This is a genomic window from Pseudovibrio sp. M1P-2-3 (assembly GCF_031501865.1).
In the GTDB taxonomy this organism is placed as follows: domain Bacteria; phylum Pseudomonadota; class Alphaproteobacteria; order Rhizobiales; family Stappiaceae; genus Pseudovibrio; species Pseudovibrio corallicola.
Window position 1 is genome coordinate 1,173,607 of record NZ_JARRCW010000001.1, and the last position, 21,762, is coordinate 1,195,368.

Below are 21,762 nucleotides of genomic sequence, written 5' to 3' on the forward strand. Positions count from 1 at the left end.
TTGCTACACTATCCATCGTGGGTATTGTTCTGTGCTTTATTTGTTCTGTTGCAAATTTACTTTTTGATTTGATGGGATATATTCTCACATCCTGTGAAAAAGTGTTATATTATCTTTTATTTTAGTTAAAAAGCTCGATAATTGGAAATCACAGTCAATAACAAACTGTTGAAGTAGCAGGAGCAGTTTGAACCACTTTTTCCTAAGAGTCTGTTCAAGAATTGCAATATCGAGCAATTCTTCGGACCATCAGTTTGATCATGGCAACGCTCATTAGATATTCCGTGGTTCTGGCATATCGTTCAATGTCCTTTGATAACCTGCGGTTTATGCCTAACCATGCAAAGGTGAGCAGCCCCGTTTGAGTGGTCCGCTTTGAAAGTTAGTGCATGGTTGGCCTTTGGTCTATCGGAATAATGACTTCCGGAACTGGAGGGCGGTAGCCCAGAGCACTATGCGGTCGTTTGGTATTGTAGTGTTTCCTCCAGCGTTCTATGATTATTTGAGCTTCATGTAGCGAGTAGAAGATTTCTCCATTCAATAATTCATCACGCATTCGCCCATTGAAACTTTCGCAATATCCGTTTTCCCAAGGCGATCCTGGCTCAATGTAGGCTGTTTGGGCTCCGACGGATTTGATCCACTTTTGAACCGCCTCCGCCACGAACTCCGGGCCGTTATCTGAACGAATATAGGCAGGTGGCCCGCGCAGGATAAACAGGTCCGTCAGCGCATTGATGACTTCGCTCGCATTCAGCTTTCGCTTCACCCGAATAGCAAGGCATTCACGCGTATACTCATCCAGAATATTCAACGTTCTGAATGCCCTGCCATCATCAGTGCGATGATGGACAAAGTCATAGGACCACACGTGATTGCGATACTGTGGCCGGAGACGTATGCAAGACCCATCATTGAGCCAGAGCCGCCCCTTTTTTGGTTGCTTCATGGGAACTTTCAGCCCCTTTCGTCGCCACAGACGTTCAACACGTTTATCGTTCACTTGCCATCCAGCCTCTCGGAGCAAAGCGGCAATGCGACGGTAACCGTAACGGCCATATTGGCGTGCCAGCTCAATCATATCTGCAACCAGCTGATCTTCATCCGCTCGCCCTTTGGGGACGCGACGCTGTGTGGAGCGATGCTGGCCAAGAACGCGACAAACACGCCGCTCGGAAACCTTCACCTGACTGCGTATATGGTTAATGCAGACTCTGCGACGAGCAGGGCTCAGAAGTTTCCCTTTGCAGCCTCCGTAAGGATCAGCTTGTCCAATGTCAGATCAGAGACCGCACGGCGTAAACGTTCATTTTCTTTCTGCAGCCGCTTCAGTTCCTTGAGTTGCTCCGTACCCATTCCGCCATACTTCTTCTTCCAACGGTAATAGGTTTGCTCGGTAACGCCGATCTGGCGGATCGCATCCATGCGCGCCATTCCTTGCCCCGTCAGGACTTCAACTTGCCGCAGTTTAACGACAATCTCTTCTGGTTTGGGTCTCTTGATTCCCATATCGAGTCCTCCGTTTTCCTAATCATAAACGTGGACCACTTCTTTGGGGGAGGCTCAGGTCGCAAGTCCAAAGCGGGGCGTAAACCCTGGGATGCGGTCTTAATGTTCAAGGCGATCATCTTGTGTGCCCTGTATAACCTGTCAGATGATCAGGCTGAATATCAGCTGCGTGATCGCTTGTCATTCATCCGCTTTTTAGGGTTGGGACTAGAGGATCGTGTTCCCGACGCCAAAACCATTTGGATGTACCGGGAGCAGCTGGCTCAGGCGGGTGCCATCAAGGCGTTGTTCGATGATTTTGACAGCTACTTGAAAGGGCAAGGGTATCTGGCCATGGGCGGCCAGATTATTGATGCTTCAATCGTTCCAGTCCCAAAGCAGCGCAACCTGCGGGAGGAAAACGCAACGATCAAGTCTGGAGAAACTCCCAAGGACTGGGCCGACAAAACCTCTAAGCTTCGCCAAAAAGATACGGATGCCCGCTGGACGAAAAAGCGAGGCCAAAACCATTTTGGCTACAAGAACCACATAAACATTGATCGTCGGCATAAGTTGGTGGGTCGGTACGAGGTAAGCGATGCAGCGCTGCATGATAGCCAAACTCTGGACGCGCTTCTGGATGAGAATAATACCTCTTCGCAAGTGTGGGCTGACAGCGCCTACCGCTCAGCTGAGGTTGAGCAAAAGCTGGCAGACAAAGGCTTGAAAAGCCAGATACACCGCAAAGGCAAGCGCAACAAGCCGCTGAACAAAAGGCAGCAGCAGGGCAATAATACCAACGGCACCTGTTTTTGACTCGGGATGAGGATTCCCAAATCACTTGAATTGTGATTCAACATTGGGAAAGGAGATTCCCAATGTCAGCGATCCCATTGCGCCGAGACTATGATGCTTCTTCGTTACGAACTCTTGCTTGTCAAAGTAAGGATGTCAGGCAGAGCCGCCGCCTTCTTGCTCTTGCTGCTGTTTATGATGGGTTGTCGCGCTTGGAGGCGGCACGCATGGGCGGCATGGACCGCCAAACACTGCGAGACTGGGTGCATCGGTTTAACGCAGAAGGGCCGCACGGCCTGTACAATCGTAAGAGCCCGGGCCGTGTCCGGTGGTTAAATAAAGAGCAAATGGCTGAATTTGCAGATCTGGTTGAGGCTGGGCCTGATTTACAACAACACGGCGTAATTCGCTGGCGTCGGCGGGATCTGCAAGGTGTGATCGAGCAGAAGTTTGGGGTCAGCTATAGCGAAAGGGCTATTTCAAGCCTCCTCAGAGTTCTGGGATTTTCTCGGGTCAGCGTTCGGCCACAGCACCCGGCACAGGACGAGCAAGTTATGGAGACATATAAAAAAACTTCCATGCCCGGCTTAAAGAAATAAAAGCGCGCTTGCCCTCACAAACATCCATGGAAATCTGGTGGCAGGACGAAGCCCGCATTGGTCAAAAAAACGGGCTCACCAGAAGGTGGGCAAAAAAAGGAACGAGACCACGGGCTCCCAGCGACGGGCGCTATCAATCAACTTATGTATTCGGGGCCATCTGCCCCGCCCACGGCAAAGGGGCAGCACTTGTTTTGCCCAAAGCCAATACCAATTCCATGCAGCTTCACCTTAAAGAAATCAGCCGAACCGTCGCCAAAGGGGCGCACGCAGTGGTCCTGATGGATCAAGCGGGTTGGCATACAACGGCAAAACTGAAGTTGCCTGATAATATAACCATCTTGCTGCTCCCACTCCGTTCCCCGGAGCTCAACCCGGTTGAAAATGTTTGGCAGTACTTACGGCAAAACTGGCTCTCTAACCGAACCTTTCAAGACTACCAGGAAATTGTCGATGCCGCCTGTTCCGCTTGGAATAAGCTTATTCAACAACCCCACACAATCACATCAATCGGTAGACGAAATTGGGCGCATACAGGTCAATTATAAGTGCCGTTGGTATAAAACCCGCTCATCGGTCAGAGTTCGTGTTGAGCATGTCTTTGGCGCTCAAAGCAATGACATGGGCGGGACACTGGTTCGATCCATCGGCTTGATCAGGGCCAAAGCCCATATTGGACTGAAAAACCTGAGCTATAACATGCGACGTCTGGTACAGCTTGAGCAAAATACTGCCTATTCTCGCGCTACATCGTAGGACCACGGCAGCAATAGCTGCCTGTTCCCTGAAGAAACATCCCGCCCCCCCCCGAAACGGGAAGCTCAACGCGAATGGCCTGCCCTTGGAAAAGGCCGGGCACTCTTTAGTCTTGCAAAAATTCAAGAAAGACTGATTTTCAGAGGTGCCCAGAAGCCTATCCCACGAATAGGCTCTACTGGCTCAGAGCTGCATGGTGAGCGTGTGCTACACCTGACATTTCTATTGAAACTGATCCTACTATACTCCGCTTCGTGGAGTATAGTTCTAGGGTAACAGCTTATTGAGCCGAGTGATCTTGTGCTCGGCAATTTGTGCGAGGACTCAGGTGGACAGTGAGCGATGGATTGGATACCCCCTTTACCGGCATCATGCGCCAGAATGGTGTCATGACCACTTATACTGGAGGCGTCCATGAGAGAGCTTTGCATCGTAATGATCTGGCCAAAAGCATTTTTCAGGTGCACGGTGCCGATAAGAGCGGAAAACAGCCACAAGGGTTGCCACCCGTAATGCCAAAACAGCTTGTAGTTACTTGGGCTTCTTACACATAGCTGCTGTTCGGTTATGGTTTCGAGGTATGTAAACAGGACCGAAACCCAGCGTGTATTTAGAGAGCATCGCGTTCATTTGCATTTACGCTTTTTACTCTAATTCGCTCTACGGCCTATATGATCAGCTTTATTGGTAAGCCGGCTGAAATTAAATAGGGTACAAAGTAGGGAACAAATTGGGGTAAGGAATTACGGTTTCACTCCTGCTCAATTAAAAGTGTAAGTACTAACTCTTTGAATTTAATATAAAAAATATTATATGAATGAAAATTAAGTATTTAGATTGGGCCCCTCCGTCCGCACCAAATTTCCTTAATATCATTTTGCCTTTCCTGAATTATCAATAAATTAGGGTACATTTTTCGACTTTTCCCTGTTAGCCTCTCCTTGTTGGGCCTTCCCCATAGCTTTACTCTACTTCTATCGAGCTGGAAGCCTGATAAACTGAAGGGGAAGTCATACCAACGGCCTTCTTCACCCCATATTTTGCCAGTTGACCAACCTTCGCCTTCAGCCCTTTGAGCATGGTTCATGCAGAAGGGGCACCAATTGGCACGGAAGAACATGAGCCGAGTTTTCTCGCCAATAAAAGTTACAAAGCTTATCTCGGTTTTGCCCAAACGCTGCAGCGGGAGCTCCGGTAATCTCTTACCTTTGATAATGGCAGCGCTTTTCTTGCGGCCGTAGTTTGAGAAGATGCGAATGTACTATTGCATGGTCAGCATGCCGAACACAGCTAGGCCGAGAGCACATATTCAGAAGTGGTGTTGGGACTGTTGTGCGCATAGAGTTGGTATACAACAAACACAACATCCGCGAAGCTGATCTGCTGGATGATGGGCAGGTTATCCGAAGTACGGGAAAGGCTAAGAGTACCATCTATTATTAAGAAAAATGGCATTGTGAATATGGCAAAGAATGTACCAATTCAGATCGGATCAAAATTCGACATCCAGAACATGATAGCCGAACCAATGCCGCTAGCATGTTTAACAGGATATATGGAGTATGAGTTTACCTTTCATCGGCGAAGTCCTCTTAGAATCTCTATTAATTGGTGGAGGGGCAACGGTCCGTACTCGGCCTGCGGCCGGATGGTGTTGAGCCGAGCTGCATGAAGTTCAACAATTAAAGCCGCGGGAGGTGTCTTTGTGCCTTTCAACCCTATTAAAAGCTCTTTGATAAAATGAATGCCCTTGTATAAGTGTCGAAGTGTAATTCTCCGACACTTGTGTGGAGCAACTCAAGAAGTCTCTAGTAACCGACAGTAAATGCCGAGCGCTTGAACTGTGCCTTCTGAGCTTCGTCTACCAATGCGACTGCAAAGTCTTCCATTGATATTTCTGAGTTTCCAGACTCATTGACCAAAAGAGTGTCCGTGCCAATTCTAAACTCTCCTAGGCGCGTTCCCGGTTGCAATAAAGCTGAAGGGCTTGCATAGGTCCAGTTGGCTTTTTCGTGTGCAGCGCAAATTTCAAATTGCGCGAAAGAGGCTCTTGCTGTTGGAACAACATTCTCGGGCAAAAAGTCTGGTTGTGACAGAACTGTATGAGGGCTGTCTTCAGATATACGAAGCCGTGCTGCTCCCCCGACGATGATCACGCGAAGACCTGCTTGCGCTGATGCATCAAGAACTGTCTGCGTGAGAGCGACCAGCTCACCCTCACGACCACTTGGTGTGCGAAGGGAGCTAATGGCCAAATCGTGACCAGACATGGCCTTAGCTACAGCTGCTGGATCATTGATGGCAACGATGACCCTTTTAACGGTCGCCTGCAACTTTGATAGACTGGCTTCGTCCCTGACCACAGCTGTGACTTCATGGCCTCGTTCGATGGCTTCGGTGATAACACGTGAACCGACACTGCCGGTTGCTCCAAGTACAATAATTTTCATGAAGGTTTCCTTTAGTTAGAGGTGTGGGGAGTGTGTATGTTGGAAATTATGGGGCGGAAGTGACCGGAGAACTGCCCGAGCAATACTGCAGCAAGGACGGTTCCAGCCCCTATAATCTGCCAGGTGGTTAGAGCTTGCTCTAGCATCACCCAGCCGATCAGGACTGCCGACAGGGGGCTCAGGAAACCGAGGGCAGATACAGCTCCCGGTTCGAGGCGTGCAATGCCCCTGAACCATAAAATGTAGGTAAGGGAAGCGCCAATAATACTGAGAAATGCGATCCCTGCGATGTTTTGGGAACTTAGAGAAGGCAAAGAAGGTTCAAGAAGAAGAGCAATGGGTACGAGTAGGAGGCCACCGGCAGTCAATTGCCACGCTGTAAAGGTGAGTAGAGGAACCGGCGGTTGCCACTTCCGAGTAAGCACAGTTCCCCCTGCCATTGAAATAGCTCCGGCAAGTCCTGCTGCTAATCCAATTGGATCAAGAGAAACGCTGCCGCCAAGTACCAGTAAACCAACACCAATAACCCCCGTTATTGCCGCGATAACTGCTGTTGCCTTGATTGGGGTTCTGAGAGCAATTGAGGCGAGGAAGACGACTATGAGCGGTTGAACGGCACCTACAGTTGCCGCAATTCCACCGGGAAGGCGATAAGCTGCCACAAAAAGCAATGTCCAGAATAATGTAAAATTCAGTGCACCAAGGACGAAGATGCGGCCCCACCAAACTCCGCTTGGGAGTTGACGAGCTAAAACGAGTAATAGTAGCCCGGCGGGCAACGCACGCAAGGCAGCCATGGTAATCGGGTAACCAGCAGGCAGATACTCACTTGTGACGTAATAAGTACTGCCCCATATGAGAGGGGCAAGGGCTGTAACAATTATATCTAACTGGCGTTTCATAGCGCCTCTCAACTTTTCTTCTTGTTAAAATATAGTAAGGTTAATTTGTGCATGGGTTCGTTGTTAGTGTTCTGGTTTGGTTACCGCCAACCGGAAAAACGCCTCAGCAAGGGCCTGCGAAAAACTCGGGACAGCAGAGGCATAATTGCAAATTCCATGAGTGGAACAATGATCGCCAAGGCGATGACGACGACCAGAAAAGGACTCTTGGGGAAGAAGTTGGCCAAGAGTGGCGGAATAAAATATACGGGCGCCAGCAATCCAATAAATGCGAGAATGGACTTCCTATATCTATTGGGTCTTGTTTTTTTATGCGCGTAAGTTTTAGTCTGCACCACGTGTTCCTTGTATGAGGGAGGCTGCTGTTACCTATGACACTTCAGATGAATAGCATCGCTACATAGCCGCGCAGCGATGCTATTGGTCCGGGGAAGATTCCCTTGCTACCGAGGGGCGTTACGCAACGCTGGCGCGAACTTGGTGAACAAGAGTAGCCCAATCCATGCCCAGTGCCCCATAAACAGCTCCTGCTTCTGGGCGTGCGTTATCTGCCAGAATCTCCACAATCAAACTGGAGGCATCTGCGACGGTGACGCCGTTCTGAGCCAGCCGCATCGTGCCGGTTTCCCGTTTGGTTTGGTTGAATGTGCCACAGGCATCCACGGCAACGTAGCTGTCAAAGCCTTCCTGTTTTGCAGCCATAGCAGGAAACGCGGCGCAGACTTCCAAGGAAACACCAGCAAAAATGAGCTTTTGACGGCCTGTTGCACGAATAGCCTCAACAACACGCGGGTCATCCCAAGCGTTAACACTTGTCCGGTCGATAAACTCTTGACCTGGCAATGCTTCTACCAGCTCTGGGAATGCAGGTCCCCACATTTCCTTTGCAGATGTTGTTGTTGTTACAATCGGCAAATTGAGTGCTTTTGCAGCTTTTGCGAGGCCAACAACGTTGTGTTTCAGTTCAGCGATTGAATAATCGCGAATGCCGGTCATCAGGCTTACCTGATGGTCAACCAGCACGAGAGCTGCGTTGTCGGCTGTAAGGCGATTTGGGTTTGTTGTGTTCTGGTTCATGAGTGTCTCTCCTCTTTTATAAAACTATTGGTAGTTTGTTTTGGTTAGTCGGGGGGCGGTGCCAAGCCGAAGTGACCGGCTGCATAAGCAGCCTCCACACGCTCAAGCTCCTCGAGCGTGCTCATCACAAAAGAACCTTTTTGGAAGAAGTTCTCGTGGAGTGGCATACCTTGAATGAGTACAAAGTGGCTCGCCGAGACTGCGTTAACAGCAAGTCTCAAACCCTCATGGTTTGCATGATAGGCTATGGCGCACCCTTTACGGATGATGGAAGTTTGCTTGCCAAAGTGTGCGTTTACCTCGCCCTGCGCCACATATAGCCAGACTGAATGACCAGCCTCTATGTCATGGGTGAACTGGTGAGCTTCACTCACAGTCCCTTCCAAGATGGTGAGCGGCAATGACGGGGACATTAACCCTTTCGTGCCATTGCTTGTTCCTAGAACGAGGCGTACGCGATACCCGTTGCCTTCTAATATGGGCATCTGGGTTGCCTTGACGTGACGTGACGTTGGCGACTTCTGTTTCAGGTGTTTGGGCAAGTTGATAATAATTCGAAGAGCATGAACTTTTCCGGAAGGAGAAAGCTCTTCATTTAGGAGTGATCCACGACCTGCCTGAGTCCAGTAAAGATCTCCCGGTTGCAGTTCAACAATGGCACCTGCAGAGTTCTGAGCGCGATATTTGCCAGTGCTGTCTTCAAAAACAACAAGTACACTTAGTATCCCAGCCAGCGGATTGGTTGTGATTTTATTTTCAAAAATTGAGAAATTATCAACTTTTACCAATGGGTCCATAAGGCCGCTGAACTGCCTGTAATTGAAAGCCAGTACACTAAATCCATCCCCGATAACTTGCAGTTCGGCAGTTACCGGATCTGTTAGATCTCCCCAATCCAATGTTGACGGCAGTGCTGAATTACTGACTGTCATTGCTTCGCTCCTTGTTGCAAAGAGAGGTATAAACTTGGAGTTGAGCCATGAAAATATGCTTGCATCACAACTTATCGTTCTATATTTGAAACGACGTACAATTACGTATGAAGGCGTATAAATGGTTGACTTGAATGAATATTTCTACTTCGTACATGTTGTCGAACAAGGGGGGTTTACGGCAGCCGCCCGTCTTTTGGGAGTGCCAAAATCCAAACTAAGCCGTCATGTGCGGGGTCTGGAGGAGAGACTGGATGTGCGCTTAATCCAACGCACGTCCCGGCAGTTTGTTGTTACTGAAATTGGGGAGGAGTTTTATCGATATGCTCGTTCAATGGTTAACGATATGGAGGCAGCCGAAACAGCAGTTGAAAAAAACAAAAGTGTGATTTCAGGGAATGTCCGTATGAGCTGTTGCGTTGGAATGGCTCAATTTACACTGTTTGATATCATCTCGGAGTTTCTTGTTTTCAACCCGCGAATTAAGGTGTCCCAGCATGTTTCAAACGATGCTGTTGATCTTATACAAAATGGTCTTGATATGGCCGTCAGGGCTCACTCAGGCCCACTACCGGACTCCAGTCTTGTTCAGCGCAAATTGGCATCCGCTCCTTGGCACCTGTTTGCAGCTCCAGCCTATTTGGAACGCTTTGGAACTCCTGAGACGCCGGAGGATTTGGAAAAGCACGCCGGTTTGAAATTTGGCTGGAACCCCATGCAGGGACTATGGTCCCTTCGTAACGACCAAAATGTAACCGCCGCTATTCCCTATGATTCCAGACTATGTAGTGAGGATATGGCGACCTTGAGCGGAGCAGCTGTAGAGGGGGTGGGGATATTGGCGATGCCCGCGTATATTTGCCGTGAATATGTGCAAAAAGGTTACCTTCAAAGGATACTTCCCAATTGGACAGCTGGAGATTCCCAAATTAGTCTGCTGATACCTTCTCGCCATGGCGTTCCCTCGCAAGTTCAGGTATTCTCGGAATACATCATCAAGGAGCTTCCCCGTAAGATCTTGCCTTTCTGATAGAGATGGCGATACTTGTGGGAGCGTCCCGCCCCGAGTGAAGGTCGGGACGGGTTGGTTTCAAGTTTTCAAGCAAACTGGAAGTCAGTGTATGAGATAGAACGTAAGAGACGTCTTGTTCCCACATTGACTTTCAATAAGGTAGATTTGGAATACCGGTTACAATTGGGGCTTGTTGTTGACCCTGGAGGAACTGCTAATTCCGACCATGATAACTGACTTGCCGCACCGTCCCTCCAGAAGGCCAGGTTTGCGGAATGCCTTCAGAGAATTCTCAACACGGTCACAGAGCTTGGTTTGGATGTTGCGGGCGCTGTCATTGAGAAAATCGTTTAAATCATGCGGGGGGCGCGGCGTTGAAATGCGGATTATGGATGCATAGCCACTTTTTGATGCCGGTGGCCGGGTGCCCCACTGATCAACATCATCGGGGTTCCGGTGTACAGCAGCGCCGGATAGCGGATCTTTTTGCCATCGCCCATCGCCCATCGCCCATCACCCATCACCATCGTGTAACTTGTTGGTTGGTAAGAACACATACATATAGCGCGGCAGCTGTTTGATGATATCACCGCCGACAAAAAACAGTAAACAAGCGGAGAACCGATCAGGGGTGGAAACGGGTTCATAGGCATAACATCTCCACTCCCTTTGAACCAAACGAAGGCCTTTATAATCATCGTGGCTGGTAGTGGCATTCCAATGTTAAGTTGAGCGATGAGGCCGATTTTTTAATGACATTCAGCCAATAATACTGTTCCGGTGGGCTTGTTGGGTGGGTTTTGTCGCCCACAGGGCCAAATTAAAGACGGCGCCCTGCCAATCCTGCAGGCCTAGAGCTGGATTCAAGTAAGCCACCGCTCCATAGGTTAAATGTTTAGTCCTGTGAGGAGATGGTCTGGCTGTTTTATGAACCGACTGGGCTCTTTTGTCCATTGTTTGGTGATGTACTCAAAGGGCGTTTGTCCTCTGAGAGCCTTGAGGCGCTTGGCAAAGTTATAAGCCTGTATGAACGTTTCCAGATGAGTGCGTAGTTCGCTGTGTGTCTGATAATAATAACGCCGGACAGTGGTCTCTTTGAGGGAGCGGTTCATGCGTTCGACCTGACCATTCGTCCAGGGGCGAGCTGGTTTTGGGCGCAGGCCAGAACAAAGCCATGGCAGCGAAATGGCTGGCCAGTAGCGAGCATATGCGTAATGTCCTTAGCGTTCCAGCTGTCACCTTTGGGATCGGTGAAATGGGTGCCGTTGTCTGTCAGAACGGTGTGGATTTTATAGGGAACCACCTTGATGAGGCTGCGTAGAAAATTGCCCGCAACCCGTCTGGTCGCTTTTCATGCAGCTGCACAAAGGTAAAATTAGATGTGCGATCAATTGCCACAAATAGATACAGTTTGCCTTCTGCAGTTCGTACTTCCGCGATGTCGATGTGAAAATAGCCGATCGGATAAGCTTTGAAACGTTTCTTCACCTTATCCTTATCTGGAGCTGGAAGACGCGAGATTCCGTGACGCTGGAACAAGCGGTGTAAGGAGGACCGACTCAGATGTGGGATTTCATCCGGTAATTCCCCCGTAAATTGATCGAGTTTAGAAGTAGGGATAGTATTGCCTCATATTGAGGACTGATTTTATGAAGAAATCTCGTTTATGTGACGCACAGAGCTTTTATAAATGGCGGGCGAAATACGGTGGTCTGGATACTCCAATGATTTCGCAGATGAAGTCTACGCAAGACGAAATTCGCCGGTTTAAAAAGATGTCTGCCGAACTGTCTTTGCAAAATGAGCTTTTGAAGGAGGCTCTGGCAAAAAACTGAAGCCATCTCAGCGCAAGGAGATGGCTGTGGTTTTTATATCTACGTAACCTCAAAGGTTTTGGCTGGAACCATAAGCGTGTCTATCGCATAGTCGGGGAGTTGGAGCTGAAACCGGGCAAGCGCCTGAAACGAGCAAAGCCTGAAAAGCTGACGACACCCTCCGGTCTTAATCAGGCGTGGTAGATGGATTTCATGTCAGACTAATTGGAAGACATCAGACGGGCGCGTACCCTCAATATTCTGGATGACTTTAACCGGGAAGGGTTGTGTATTGAAGTTGACTTTTCTCTCCCCGCGCTCAAGGTGATGCGCGCGTTGACGCAGGTAATTGAATGGCGGAGCAAACCACTTGTGATCCGTGTCGATAATGGTCTGGCAAACATCAGTGAAACTCTGTTGTCATGGGATAAATCGGAAGGGATCCAGATCTGCCAAATTCAACTAGGAAAGCTGGTTCAAAATGGACTTACCCCGTAAAAGTGGAGAGGTTTTTGGGCAGCCGCGCTGCCCAAACTTGAGTGGCTAAACTAAACTTACTTGCTATTGCGGATAAAATCGGAAACCAGCTGTGCTGCGTTGTTTAAGTTACCATTTAATGTAGCTTCAGACCGACCTCTGGGAGCAAAATCATGATTACCATCTTCTACAAAAGCAAGCTCAATAGTTTTAGGAAGTGATATGGACGTAAGTTCTTCCTTGTTTCCAAATTGGTCCCGTTCCCCTTGAAGAATTAGCATTGGTCGTTTTACTTGTTCAAGTGTTGGTAAACGCCAATGTTCGATTTCAGACTTACCTACAGGGTGAAATGGATACCCCAAACAGCAGACGCCTGTTACGCGTTTTGGAAGAGAGTTTGCGCTTGCTAACATGGCGGCAATGCGAGAGCCCATTGACTTCCCACCAATAACAATTGGACCATCGACGTCTTCTAGCAGAGCTTGTAAGATTTTTTGGTATTCACCTATTAATTTGTCCGCGCGAGGGGGGGGCGATTTTTTTCCTGAGATCCGACGCTTGGCCATGTATTTAAACTCGAAGCGTGCAACGTTGACCCCCAGTTTAGTCAAGGCCAACGTTATGCGTTCCATGAAAGGTGAGTCCATAGGCGCACCAGCACCATGAGCAAAAAGGAAAGTTCCCTGTGCTTCGTTTTCGGCTTTATTTAAAATATAGTTTTCCATAGCGAATGCCTATAGTGAACAGTTTGGAGGCAGTGAAGCCTCCTTTTTGAGTATTGCTGTATTATTTCCGATAATATTGACTGGAGATTTGCTCTATTAGAAGTAGCTGATTGGAAAGTACCGGAGATACAGCTCGCTAAGGCGCCCGTTACTTTGGAGGCGGTCAAGTGCCAAGTCTATATTTTCCTTGATGGTTTGGTCCGAGGGTCTGACTGCGACAGACATCTTCTCTCCAAAATATAGAGGGTCCAGCCAAGGTCCGCCAGAGAATTGGCAACACTTGAGGGCGCTGTTGCTATCCAACCAAAAAGAAAGGCGTACAGCATCACCAAAGTGCGCATCAACCTGACCTTTTACCAATGAGGCCCTAGCTTCGGCAGGTAAGTTGAAACTAATCCTCTCAACGTCAGGAAAAAAACGCTCCAGAAAAGCTTCATGCCGGGAGTTCTTAACAACGGAAACCTTTGAACCCTTTACTTGTTCAGGCAATGGATCGAAGTTTGAGCCTATAGGTATGATAAAAACTCCAGGGAAGCGCATATAAGATTTTGAATATAATAGTTTATCGAGCCTGTTAGGAGTTTGTGATATCCCGGCAATAATCGCATCCCCTTCTCGGCCTTCAAGTGCTGGAAGCAGCTGGGAGAAGGGCTTGATCTGGAGGCTACAGGCGATTTCCATTTCCTCACAGATAGCTCGTGCCAAATCAACATTGAATCCCATCAGCCGTCCCTCACCATCCCTAAAAGAGAATGGAGGAAAGTCGTCTGTGGTCAGGAACCTAATTTTATCTGGTACTTTGGCTGGAGTTTCAAAAAAATTGGAAGGTGGGGAGAATAAGGGAATATTCTGTGTTACCCAATTATTACCATCACTTTTTTGTCCGCTATATTTCTGAGCTACAGCATTCCCTATGCCAATTATTGATAATTGTAAAAACAGGCAGACAGTAAATAATTGGGCGTATACACTGGGGCGTGTCATTGCAATCTTTCAGTCTATTTACTCAGATAACGTAAGAAATGGTCAGTGTGTGATCAATCTAGAAGAATTTATAGCGCGCAAATTACTCGATATTTCTTAATATATCGAGGTTCGCAAGGGGAGTGGCCGAGAAATGGATCTGCTCACAGAATTTTCTGACCATTCTTCGAGGGCCAAACCTCAAGAAGATGTGGAGATAAATCATGTCTATATCGAATTGACATTGAAATCGGGAATTCGGTTTGCTTCCTTTGGAACTTTGGAGGTCAAGCCTGAAAGTTGTTTGAAATCCAACCCATTCCAAATACAAGGCATCCTTTTTGTTCCCGCCCTGACTAAAGACGGGGAAAGAGTTGTCGTAATCTCTCCTCAAATACATCAGCTTGATAATGTCATTGAACTGTTAAGTGCATACCCCTTACTCAAGGCTAAAACAGTTCTGGTTACTAGAAATTACTTTGAACGGCTTATTCTAACTGGAACAGGCGTTGTTGGCTTGGTGTCTCGGAAGCCGGAGATATCAGCTTTCCAAGGGCTGACTGCAGAGCAAAAATTATTCTTTGCTGGTGTGCCACTTGCTTATTTTGTAGGGAACATTGTCACTTGGAGCATCCTGTTCCTTTCAGTATTCACCGCCATAAAACTAATAGCTATTTCAATAGGCCTTATGAGATTGTATGCAACTTTGGAGGTTCCAAAGTTTACAGGTCACTCTTCTCAAATTGATGAGTGGCCTACCTATACAGTGCTGGTACCACTCTTTAATGAACCTCAAATTTGCAAGCAGTTAACCGATGCTATGAGAGCTCTCGACTATCCTAAGAAAAAGCTGGAACTTTATTTTCTCGTGGAGGAGGAGGATCATGATACCCAGCTGGCTCTGGATGCAAACAAAGCCAGTTATATGAGTATTTTTGTTGTTCCAAAGGGCTCTCCGCAAACCAAACCCCGCGCATTGCAAACGGTCTTGCGGAAATGCCAAGGCGAGTTTCTAACAGTCTATGATGCAGAGGACCGCCCCGAACCAGATCAACTTAAAAAATCAGTGGGTGCTTTTAGAAGGTTACCAGAGGATTATGCCTGCCTGCAGGCTTCTTTATGCATAGATCACGCTCAAAAGGGCTGGCTACTTAGACAATTCGCTTTTGAGTATGCCGGTTTGTTTGATGTCATGTTGCCGTGGTTAGCCCGTTGGCAGGTGTTTTTGCCCTTGGGGGGGACTTCAAACCATTTCAAGCGTTCTGCCTTGCAAAAGGTTGGAGGATGGGATCCGTTTAACGTCACTGAGGATGCAGATTTGGCGGTCAGACTCATGCGCAACAGGTATAAAATTGGGGTCCTAAAGAGCACTACTTATGAAGAAGCTCCCACAACACTGAAAGCTTGGTTATCCCAGCGGAGCAGGTGGCATAAGGGCTGGATTCAAACCATGGCTGTACACCTGCGCAACCCGCTTTTACTATTTAAAGAACTGGGTTTAGTTAATAGCATAGTTTTTATGATCTATTTTGTAGGTGGGATGTTATGCCTTTGGTTCGGTCCATTGACACTGATTAGTCTGCTAGGGTTGCTTGTTGTATTTGCGTTTTCCAACGAGTTAACGACTCCTATACCGTTACTTTTAAGTCCATTTGGCCTTCTTGGAATACTAAGCGTTCTTATTGGGTTTGGCGGACCTGTCCTGTCCATTTACGCTGGTGCCAGAAGGAGGAACCTTTCCCCCAAAGTGTGGGAGCTTGTGACCATACCCGTTTATTGGCTACTCGCCAGTTATGCTTCCTACCAAGCCTTGTGGGAGTTTTTTATGCGCCCCCACCATTGGCGCAAAACTAGACATGGGCTTGTCAGCAGGCCAATGTGAGAAAATGGTAGGTTGATTACCTGTGTCTGCCACCACCATGTCTGCCGCCGCCATGCCTTCCACCACCATGCTTCGATGACCTGTGACTACGATGGGGAGATTTGCGCGTGTGTGTTGGCTGGTGGCGACTGGCCCGGTGTTTATGAACCCTCTGGTTGCCGCGTTGCCTTACATGTTGCTCGCGTTTCAAGTGAGAAGGAGCACGATGAGCAGTCGCCTTTTTATTTGTCCGTTTCTTTACAGCGGGTTGCTTTGTTTGATCGGGCTTACGACTGGCTTTTGGTGTAAATTTCCCGTGGTTCAGGTTCTGCGGTGTAATACGATTTTGGCGATTTAGATTTTCTAATCGAGGTGTATCAACCCCTTGCCATTTACCGCCATTAAAACTTTCCCATTTTCCGTTTCTCTCTCTATAGACACGACCATCCCTACCAGCAAAAATATTCCCCTGACGGTTTGCCTTAATAAGGTTGTTGCGAGCGTGAGATCTTTGCCACTTTCCTGAGTTCCTGTTGAGCGAGCCGCGCTTTTTGCGAGCCCATTCCGATCCCAGTTGAACTTTACCAGTTTTCCATGCGCCATATACGCCTTTACCACCTGCAATGAATGCCCTGTTTCCAGTAATGGGATTGGTAGCTGCAATAAAACCGGCAGTCCCTCGAGGGCCAGAGTATATACCCCCTCGAATATAGCGGCCGGTATTGGGGTTATAAACCCGGCCATATGCTATGCCTCGATATGGGCCGTAGGCGTAACCATAATTTCCAAACACTCCTCTTGTGGGGTTATAGAAGATACCAGACCCATAGGTGATTGGTCGTGGAAAGTATGGCGGGTAATAACCTGGTCGCCAGGGGCGCCAGTATGGGGGGTAATAGTACCCACTTCCATAAACATATGTATCCCATGCCAAGTAACTCCACAGGTAGCCCATTGTGTAGCCAAACCAAACAGCAGCTGTTCCGTTATCTGTGTCATCACTATAATTATATGTTCTCACATAGGTTGTGTTATAAACTGGGGAACTGGACGGGATTGTATAGATTTCATCGGGTACACTTGTTGCGACTTCCCAAGGTCCTTGAGGAGAGGGGCCAATGAACCACACTCCATCTTGAACAACAAAATAGTTGTCACCAACTTGAATGACCTGCGCGCTAGTATTCGTTGCGTAGGACATTGAAGTTTCTGGAATTGGCTCAAATTGGGGATCGCCTGCATAAGAAACATCAGGTTGAACTGACCCAAGCTCCACGCGTGCCACTGTTGGAATGCTGGCCTTAACGCGTGCCTCTTGGCTTTCCGATGTTCCTGGGACTGATGATCTAACGCTATAATATGGAGTATTGTCAGGAATTAGCTGAAAATCTGGGGGCAGACTTGTGCTGGCAAATGTCCACGGGCCGTCCAGAGAAGAGGATCTGAACCAACGACCAGAAGTGAGGACGTAGTATTTTTTTTCAGTAGTTTGAAAGAAGACGTCGCTATTGGTGTTGGAGGCCCATTGCAAGCTTGTGCCGGGTACGGGATTCCATTTGGGTTGGCCGTCAAACAGCAAAAGTTCAGAGGGCTTACTTACATAAATGACTTTTGGAGTTGGAGAGTTCCCAAATCCCTTATTGGGAATATTAGCCTTTACCTCCTTCAAGTTCTCTGTGTCTGGCAGTTGGTTGAAAGCTTGGGGGAGTTTACCTGCATCTACCCAAGGCCCCTTCAAAGTGGGTGACGTGAGCCAAGCATCTTCATCCAAAAGAAAATAGGCCCCTGTTTTTTGAAATTTGAAAAGATCCCAGTTTGTGTTGACAATAAACAATATACCCTCAACCCCGGGGACAGGAGCTTCAATTGCATCTCCATCTGTTTGCACAAGGATTGCAGGAGTGAAGCTATAAAATATGGGTGGAGGTGAGGTACCAAGTCCGTCTACATTCTTGATTTGAGCCGCTGTTGTTAAAGAGGCAGTTAGCCTCTCTTTAGACATGCTAATAGCTTCTACTGGCAATAAAGAGCCGACCTCCAAAGACAGGTTTGAAAGTTGTTCTTTGCTTAATGTCGAGAAATTTATTTCTGTCAGTTGAATATTGGAAAGTGTAACAAGATCCTCGCTTGTTGATGCATAAGTTTGAGCGGAGAAGGTAAGAACCCCATATATGGGTTCGCTGTCGGGGGCGCTGCGATACTCAGCAGCAGTTTTGGCTTTGAGTAGGGTGTGGTTGTCCCATTCAGTAATTTGGGGTTGGTAGAGCGTAAGGACAGACCCATCAGGGGCATTAAATGTTCGTGGCCATCCTCCTTCCTCATCATTGACATTTAAATATTGACCACTGATGAAACCTGATACTCCGGAGAGGGTGACTGCACACCAACTACCACTCTCATTGCAATTATCAATATCTAGGGGAGTGCCTTGGGTCACAGTTTGAATAACAGGGTAGTTGGTGCCCGGCCCTTGTCGCATGTTTACATTGGTTGTCGTGCTCCCTGGGTAAGCAATTGCCCAGTTGCACAATAGTAAAAACGGTAAAATGCAGAGCCTGATAGGGTTCACAAGGCACACTCCCATTCAATCCCCTCTATTTTCGCAGCTGCGATGTAGAGGCAAATGTCTTTGCGCTTATTGTGTCGTGGCCAAGCTAAGAAACATGCATAACTTTGATGTGGCATTGTAGCAAAAAAGGAAAGGTAGAGTTTAGGATAACTCTCTTGGGCTAATTTGCTAAAAGCTATGTAAAGAATGCCCTACCTATCTGATGTTTAGAGTTGTTTTGATGGATAACTTGATCAAGTTAAAGCGAGTAAACTGCTAATCCAAACGTTTTTTGAACCTGAGAGCCGCAACCAAAATTCCAATTACGAAGAATGCGATGAGCCAAATCATGTCGTTTTGCATTTCCGCGAGAGTTGCATCACGTAAAACAATGCCACGGATGATCCGCATGAAGTGAGTGGCTGGAAGAAGCTCTGAAATGTATTGGGCGATGACTGGCATGCCTTCAAAGGGGAACATGAAACCGGATAGCAAAATAGATGGCAGAAGGATAAAGACTGTCATTTGCATTGCTTGAAGTTGGTTAGTTGCAATAGTAGACAGAACTAGACCCAGCGATAAGCATGAACCAATGAATAAAAGTGTACCGCCGAGCAGGCTTATCCATTTGGACCCAAAAGGGACTCCGAATAAGAAATGCCCCAGTGCCAATATAATTATGGCCTGCAATAGACCGATAAATATGTATGGGATAATTTTGCCGATCATTAATTCTAATGACCAGACGGGGGTATTAATGAGCATTTCCATATTTCCCCGTTCACTCTCCCGTACAATTGCGGCCGAAGTAAACATAATCATGGTCATTGTAAGAATAACGCCAACGAGGCCCGGTACAATATTTATTGCTGATCTTTGCTCAGGGTTATAAAATAGGGCCACTTCGAAAGTGGCTGTGTTTCGATTTGGAGGTTGCTTAAGTAATTCTGTAAGAGGCATATTCCTGAAGCTTTTAATCGCTCCGGCTATTGTTGTGTCTGAACCATCTACGATCCATTGCCCGACGGGTCTACTTGTTTCCTGATTTGTGGATGGTGGCAGTCCTAATCCGACACTTGGACTCCTCGCAAGTCGTTGCGCAAGATCAGATGGTAGAATTAAAACGGCACGAACCTCACCCGATTGAATTCCTTTTTGTGCTTCGGGAATGGAAGTATAGTGTTGTGTAAACTCAACAACGTCGGTGGCTTCTAGTATTTGTTCCAGAATTTGCCCTAATTCTGAATGGCTAAAGTCTAAAATGCCAACTGGAATATTTCTTATATTTGTATTTATGGAATATCCAAAGAGAGCCAACTGAATGAGAGGTATCAAAATAATCATGGCAAAAGTAATTCGGTCGCGGCGTAACTGAACGACTTCCTTCCATAAAATTGCTTTAATACGGCGTAGGGACTTCATTGGCGTCCACTTCCCGTACTGGTAACAAATACATCCTCAAGATTTGGACGAACTATTTCAATTCGTGTTGCTTCTCTTGTCTGGGGAAGATGTTGCAACCACTTATCAGGTGTCTCAACTTCTTTGGTGACCAAAACACGCAGCCTAGATCCAATTTGCGCGGCTGATGTAATTTCAGGTATGTGGGTTAAGTCTTCCCGCATTTTTCTTAAACCGGCTCCCTCTACCTCCAGTACTGTTGTATCCATAGCCTCCATCAGGCCATCAGGTGTGCCATCCGCTCGCTTTTTTCCTGCATCCAAAATCGCAATTTTATGACACCTTTCTGCTTCATCCATAAAATGGGTCGAAACAATGATACTGGTTCCGGCATCGCTAAGATCAAATAGTTGTTCCCAAAAATCACGCCGTGTTTCCGGATCCACTGCAGAGGTGGGCTCATCTAGAAATAATAGTTTTGGTGAATGCAAAACCGAGGCGGCAAGAGCAAGTCTTTGTCTTTGCCCACCGCTCAGTTGTCCAGAGAAACGGTGAGCAATTTCTCCTAGCTTATAGCGATCGATTATCTCTGAGATTCGTTGTTTTTTCTGTTTTCTGGCCATCCCATAGATATCTGCGACAAAATCTAGATTCTCTAAAATGGTCATATCGCGATAGAGGGAGAATGTCTGTGTCATATAGCCGATTTTATAGCGTAGCTCAGCGGCATCTTTTGGTACAGAAAGGCCTAGGACACCTACTGTGCCCTCACTTGGAGTGAGAAGGCCTGTCAACATCCGCATTGTTGTTGTTTTTCCGCAGCCATTTGGCCCCAAAAAACCATAGATAGTCCCCGCATTTATCTCAAGGTTCACGTTATCGACAGCGCGAAAGTTGCCAAACATCTTACTCATGCCTTTTGCAATGATGACGGGGTCAACACCATTATTTTTGTTCATGGGAGTATGACCTGCACTGGAATTCCGTTTGGTAGATCGGAAGCACTCTCGGGAAGTTGTATTTCTGCAAGATACATCAATCTTGTTCTGTCTTGCTGGTTTAAGCCGTAATACGGTGTAAAAGATGGGTCAGAACTAATCCAACTTACAGTCCCTTCATACGTACTGTCTAAACCATCAATTTTTATCTGAAGTTTATCCCCCTGCTTAACTTTTACTCGGGACGGCTCAGGAACATACACTCTTGCGTAAGGTGCTGCTCCAGCAAGTAATATTGCCACAGGGCTGCCTTGTGTCACTCGTTCACCAAGATTCCATGGAAGGCTGTCAAGCCAACCATCTCTGGAGGCTTTTACTGTCAAGTCTGAGAGTTTACTTTGTTGGTTTGCTAGCGATGCCTTTGCAATCATCAAGTCTGCTTGGGCAATACGAATATCCTCTTCCCGATTTCCGGCCAAAAGTTCATCTAACCTGGATTGGTTCTTTTCAAGCACTGCTTGTGCAACTGCACGAGCGGTAAAAACTTTATCGTATTGGGATTCACTGGCGGTGCCACTTTTCATTAAGTCTTTATAGCGGTTATACGCCAATTGGGATTCGGAAAGGAGTGCTTTATCTGTGGCGACTTGAGCTCTAGCTTGTGTGATATCTTCCGCGCGAGGGCCGGATTTTTCTTTGTCTAAACTCGCTTGTGCTCTGGCAACTTCTGCGGCTAGACGGTCAAGTTCCGCTTGCTGCTGCGAAGCATCCAGCTGCACCAGAACAGTCCCTTTCTTTACATAGCTCCCCTTTTTTACCGGCAGGGCAATAATAATTTCACTGGCTGTAGCAGACAGAGCTACACGGTCCCTCTCAAGCATGCCGAGTGCCAGCTTGCCACTGTCTTGATTACAAGCAGTAAGGCCAGCGACCACCAATAAAGAGAAGATGCCCAAAGCAAGTTTCATATTTTCTACCCTTAAAATATGACTTTATTTTAAGGTAGTCCATAGATGTGTTTATA

17 protein-coding genes and 6 pseudogenes are annotated in these 21,762 nt (G+C 47.4%); 7 read left to right on the top strand and 16 right to left on the bottom strand.

The window, feature by feature from the left end:
• Window positions 1–214 precede the first annotated feature (214 nt).
• A pseudogene (locus P6574_RS05210) lies at window positions 215–349 on the bottom strand (IS5/IS1182 family transposase); the annotation flags it as partial.
• Window positions 350–382: 33 nt separating this feature from the next.
• Window positions 383–1,509, bottom strand: a protein-coding gene (locus tag P6574_RS05215; protein WP_310619328.1) for an IS3 family transposase whose coding sequence is annotated in 2 segments (ribosomal slippage) — window positions 383–1,245 and window positions 1,245–1,509 — 1,128 coding nt in all. Because the reading frame shifts where the segments join, the coding sequence is not laid out codon by codon here.
• A gap of 60 nt (window positions 1,510–1,569) precedes the next feature.
• Between P6574_RS05215 and P6574_RS05220 the strand changes: the two are divergent.
• The 4 genes and pseudogenes from P6574_RS05220 to P6574_RS05235 form a co-directional block, all read left to right on the top strand.
• Window positions 1,570–2,295: pseudogene (locus tag P6574_RS05220) on the top strand (IS5 family transposase); the annotation flags it as partial.
• Between the two features lie 71 nt (window positions 2,296–2,366).
• A protein-coding gene (locus P6574_RS05225; protein WP_310619329.1) for an IS630 family transposase occupies window positions 2,367–3,430 on the top strand; the annotation gives its coding sequence in 2 pieces (ribosomal slippage) (window positions 2,367–2,850 and window positions 2,850–3,430; 1,065 coding nt in all).
• A gap of 13 nt (window positions 3,431–3,443) precedes the next feature.
• Window positions 3,444–3,638, top strand: a pseudogene (locus P6574_RS05230) (hypothetical protein); the annotation flags it as partial.
• 335 nt (window positions 3,639–3,973) lie between these two features.
• The gene (locus P6574_RS05235; protein ID WP_310619330.1) at window positions 3,974–4,192 is read left to right on the top strand and encodes a hypothetical protein; all 219 of its coding nucleotides are present in this window, start codon (window positions 3,974–3,976) and stop codon (window positions 4,190–4,192) included.
• 736 nt (window positions 4,193–4,928) lie between these two features.
• On the opposite strand, the gene P6574_RS05240 is transcribed toward P6574_RS05235, so the two are convergent.
• From P6574_RS05240 to P6574_RS05260, 5 genes are all read right to left on the bottom strand, one after another.
• Window positions 4,929–5,093, bottom strand: a complete 165-nt coding sequence (locus P6574_RS05240; protein ID WP_310619331.1) for a hypothetical protein — start codon at window positions 5,091–5,093, stop codon at window positions 4,929–4,931.
• A 353-nt stretch (window positions 5,094–5,446) separates the two neighbouring features.
• Complete coding sequence (locus P6574_RS05245) at window positions 5,447–6,088, bottom strand: NAD(P)-dependent oxidoreductase (protein ID WP_310619332.1); 642 nt, start codon at window positions 6,086–6,088, stop codon at window positions 5,447–5,449.
• An 11-nt stretch (window positions 6,089–6,099) separates the two neighbouring features.
• A complete protein-coding gene (locus P6574_RS05250; protein ID WP_310619333.1) occupies window positions 6,100–6,990 on the bottom strand; it encodes an EamA family transporter in 891 nt (296 codons plus the stop codon).
• A 456-nt stretch (window positions 6,991–7,446) separates the two neighbouring features.
• Complete coding sequence (locus tag P6574_RS05255) at window positions 7,447–8,067, bottom strand: isochorismatase family protein (RefSeq protein ID WP_310619334.1); 621 nt, start codon at window positions 8,065–8,067, stop codon at window positions 7,447–7,449.
• Between the two features lie 44 nt (window positions 8,068–8,111).
• The gene (locus P6574_RS05260) at window positions 8,112–8,999 is read right to left on the bottom strand and encodes a pirin-like C-terminal cupin domain-containing protein (protein WP_310619335.1); all 888 of its coding nucleotides are present in this window, start codon (window positions 8,997–8,999) and stop codon (window positions 8,112–8,114) included.
• A gap of 121 nt (window positions 9,000–9,120) precedes the next feature.
• Here P6574_RS05260 and P6574_RS05265 point away from each other — a divergent pair, with 121 nt between their 5' ends.
• Window positions 9,121–10,029 (top strand): LysR substrate-binding domain-containing protein, encoded by a 909-nt coding sequence (locus P6574_RS05265; RefSeq protein ID WP_310619336.1) that lies wholly within the window; start codon window positions 9,121–9,123, stop codon window positions 10,027–10,029.
• Between the two features lie 159 nt (window positions 10,030–10,188).
• Here P6574_RS05265 and P6574_RS05270 read toward each other — a convergent pair whose 3' ends face one another.
• A complete protein-coding gene (locus P6574_RS05270) occupies window positions 10,189–10,518 on the bottom strand; it encodes a hypothetical protein (RefSeq protein ID WP_310619337.1) in 330 nt (109 codons plus the stop codon).
• Window positions 10,519–10,898: 380 nt separating this feature from the next.
• Window positions 10,899–11,616: pseudogene (locus P6574_RS05275) on the bottom strand (DDE-type integrase/transposase/recombinase); the annotation flags it as partial.
• 44 nt (window positions 11,617–11,660) lie between these two features.
• Between P6574_RS05275 and P6574_RS05280 the strand changes: the two are divergent.
• Window positions 11,661–12,308, top strand: a pseudogene (locus P6574_RS05280) (DDE-type integrase/transposase/recombinase); the annotation flags it as partial.
• Between the two features lie 71 nt (window positions 12,309–12,379).
• Here the strand turns inward: P6574_RS05280 and P6574_RS05285 are convergent.
• Together P6574_RS05285 and P6574_RS05290 are read right to left on the bottom strand one after the other, a co-directional pair.
• Window positions 12,380–13,027 (bottom strand): alpha/beta family hydrolase, encoded by a 648-nt coding sequence (locus P6574_RS05285; RefSeq protein ID WP_310619338.1) that lies wholly within the window; start codon window positions 13,025–13,027, stop codon window positions 12,380–12,382.
• Between the two features lie 96 nt (window positions 13,028–13,123).
• A complete protein-coding gene (locus P6574_RS05290) occupies window positions 13,124–14,011 on the bottom strand; it encodes a transporter substrate-binding domain-containing protein (RefSeq protein WP_310619339.1) in 888 nt (295 codons plus the stop codon).
• 133 nt (window positions 14,012–14,144) lie between these two features.
• Between P6574_RS05290 and P6574_RS05295 the strand changes: the two genes are divergently transcribed.
• Window positions 14,145–15,872: a glycosyltransferase gene (locus P6574_RS05295; RefSeq protein WP_310619340.1), complete on the top strand. Its 1,728-nt coding sequence runs from the start codon at window positions 14,145–14,147 to the stop codon at window positions 15,870–15,872.
• Window positions 15,873–15,888: 16 nt separating this feature from the next.
• Here P6574_RS05295 and P6574_RS05300 read toward each other — a convergent pair whose 3' ends face one another.
• The 5 genes and pseudogenes from P6574_RS05300 to P6574_RS05315 form a co-directional block, all read right to left on the bottom strand.
• Window positions 15,889–18,330, bottom strand: coding sequence for an SH3 domain-containing protein (locus P6574_RS05300; protein ID WP_310619341.1), 2,442 nt, complete (start codon window positions 18,328–18,330; stop codon window positions 15,889–15,891).
• Window positions 18,331–18,675: 345 nt separating this feature from the next.
• Window positions 18,676–19,821 carry an ABC transporter permease gene (locus P6574_RS05305; RefSeq protein WP_310619342.1) on the bottom strand — a complete coding sequence of 382 codons (1,146 nt, stop codon included), beginning with the start codon at window positions 19,819–19,821 and terminating at the stop codon, window positions 18,676–18,678.
• Complete coding sequence (locus P6574_RS22065) at window positions 19,818–20,159, bottom strand: ATP-binding protein DrrA1-3 family domain-containing protein (RefSeq protein ID WP_405048131.1); 342 nt, start codon at window positions 20,157–20,159, stop codon at window positions 19,818–19,820. The genes P6574_RS05305 and P6574_RS22065 overlap by 4 nt, the downstream gene beginning before the upstream one ends.
• Window positions 20,160–20,174: 15 nt before the next feature.
• Window positions 20,175–20,759 (bottom strand): annotated as a pseudogene (locus P6574_RS22070) (ABC transporter ATP-binding protein); the annotation flags it as partial.
• Window positions 20,756–21,694: an HlyD family secretion protein gene (locus P6574_RS05315; protein WP_310619344.1), complete on the bottom strand. Its 939-nt coding sequence runs from the start codon at window positions 21,692–21,694 to the stop codon at window positions 20,756–20,758. The gene P6574_RS05315 and the pseudogene P6574_RS22070, both read right to left, overlap by 4 nt.
• Between the last annotated feature and the right edge of the window lie 68 nt (window positions 21,695–21,762).

Bases quoted from the DNA above. Each gene is read 5' to 3' on its own strand.
- P6574_RS05300 (WP_310619341.1), bottom strand. From the start codon at position 18,330: ATGCGACAAGGGCCGGGCACCAACTACCCTGTTATTCAAACTGTGACC.
- P6574_RS05285 (WP_310619338.1), bottom strand. From the start codon at position 13,027: ATGGAAAACTATATTTTAAATAAAGCCGAAAACGAAGCACAGGGAACT.
- P6574_RS05240 (WP_310619331.1), bottom strand. From the start codon at position 5,093: ATGCCATTTTTCTTAATAATAGATGGTACTCTTAGCCTTTCCCGTACT.
- P6574_RS22065 (WP_405048131.1), bottom strand. From the start codon at position 20,159: ATGGATGAAGCAGAAAGGTGTCATAAAATTGCGATTTTGGATGCAGGA.
- P6574_RS05260 (WP_310619335.1), bottom strand. From the start codon at position 8,999: ATGACAGTCAGTAATTCAGCACTGCCGTCAACATTGGATTGGGGAGAT.
- P6574_RS05290 (WP_310619339.1), bottom strand. From the start codon at position 14,011: ATGACACGCCCCAGTGTATACGCCCAATTATTTACTGTCTGCCTGTTT.
- P6574_RS05295 (WP_310619340.1), top strand. From the start codon at position 14,145: ATGGATCTGCTCACAGAATTTTCTGACCATTCTTCGAGGGCCAAACCT.
- P6574_RS05255 (WP_310619334.1), bottom strand. From the start codon at position 8,067: ATGAACCAGAACACAACAAACCCAAATCGCCTTACAGCCGACAACGCA.
- P6574_RS05250 (WP_310619333.1), bottom strand. From the start codon at position 6,990: ATGAAACGCCAGTTAGATATAATTGTTACAGCCCTTGCCCCTCTCATA.
- P6574_RS05265 (WP_310619336.1), top strand. From the start codon at position 9,121: ATGGTTGACTTGAATGAATATTTCTACTTCGTACATGTTGTCGAACAA.
- P6574_RS05305 (WP_310619342.1), bottom strand. From the start codon at position 19,821: ATGAAGTCCCTACGCCGTATTAAAGCAATTTTATGGAAGGAAGTCGTT.
- P6574_RS05270 (WP_310619337.1), bottom strand. From the start codon at position 10,518: ATGGGCGATGGGCGATGGCAAAAAGATCCGCTATCCGGCGCTGCTGTA.
- P6574_RS05245 (WP_310619332.1), bottom strand. From the start codon at position 6,088: ATGAAAATTATTGTACTTGGAGCAACCGGCAGTGTCGGTTCACGTGTT.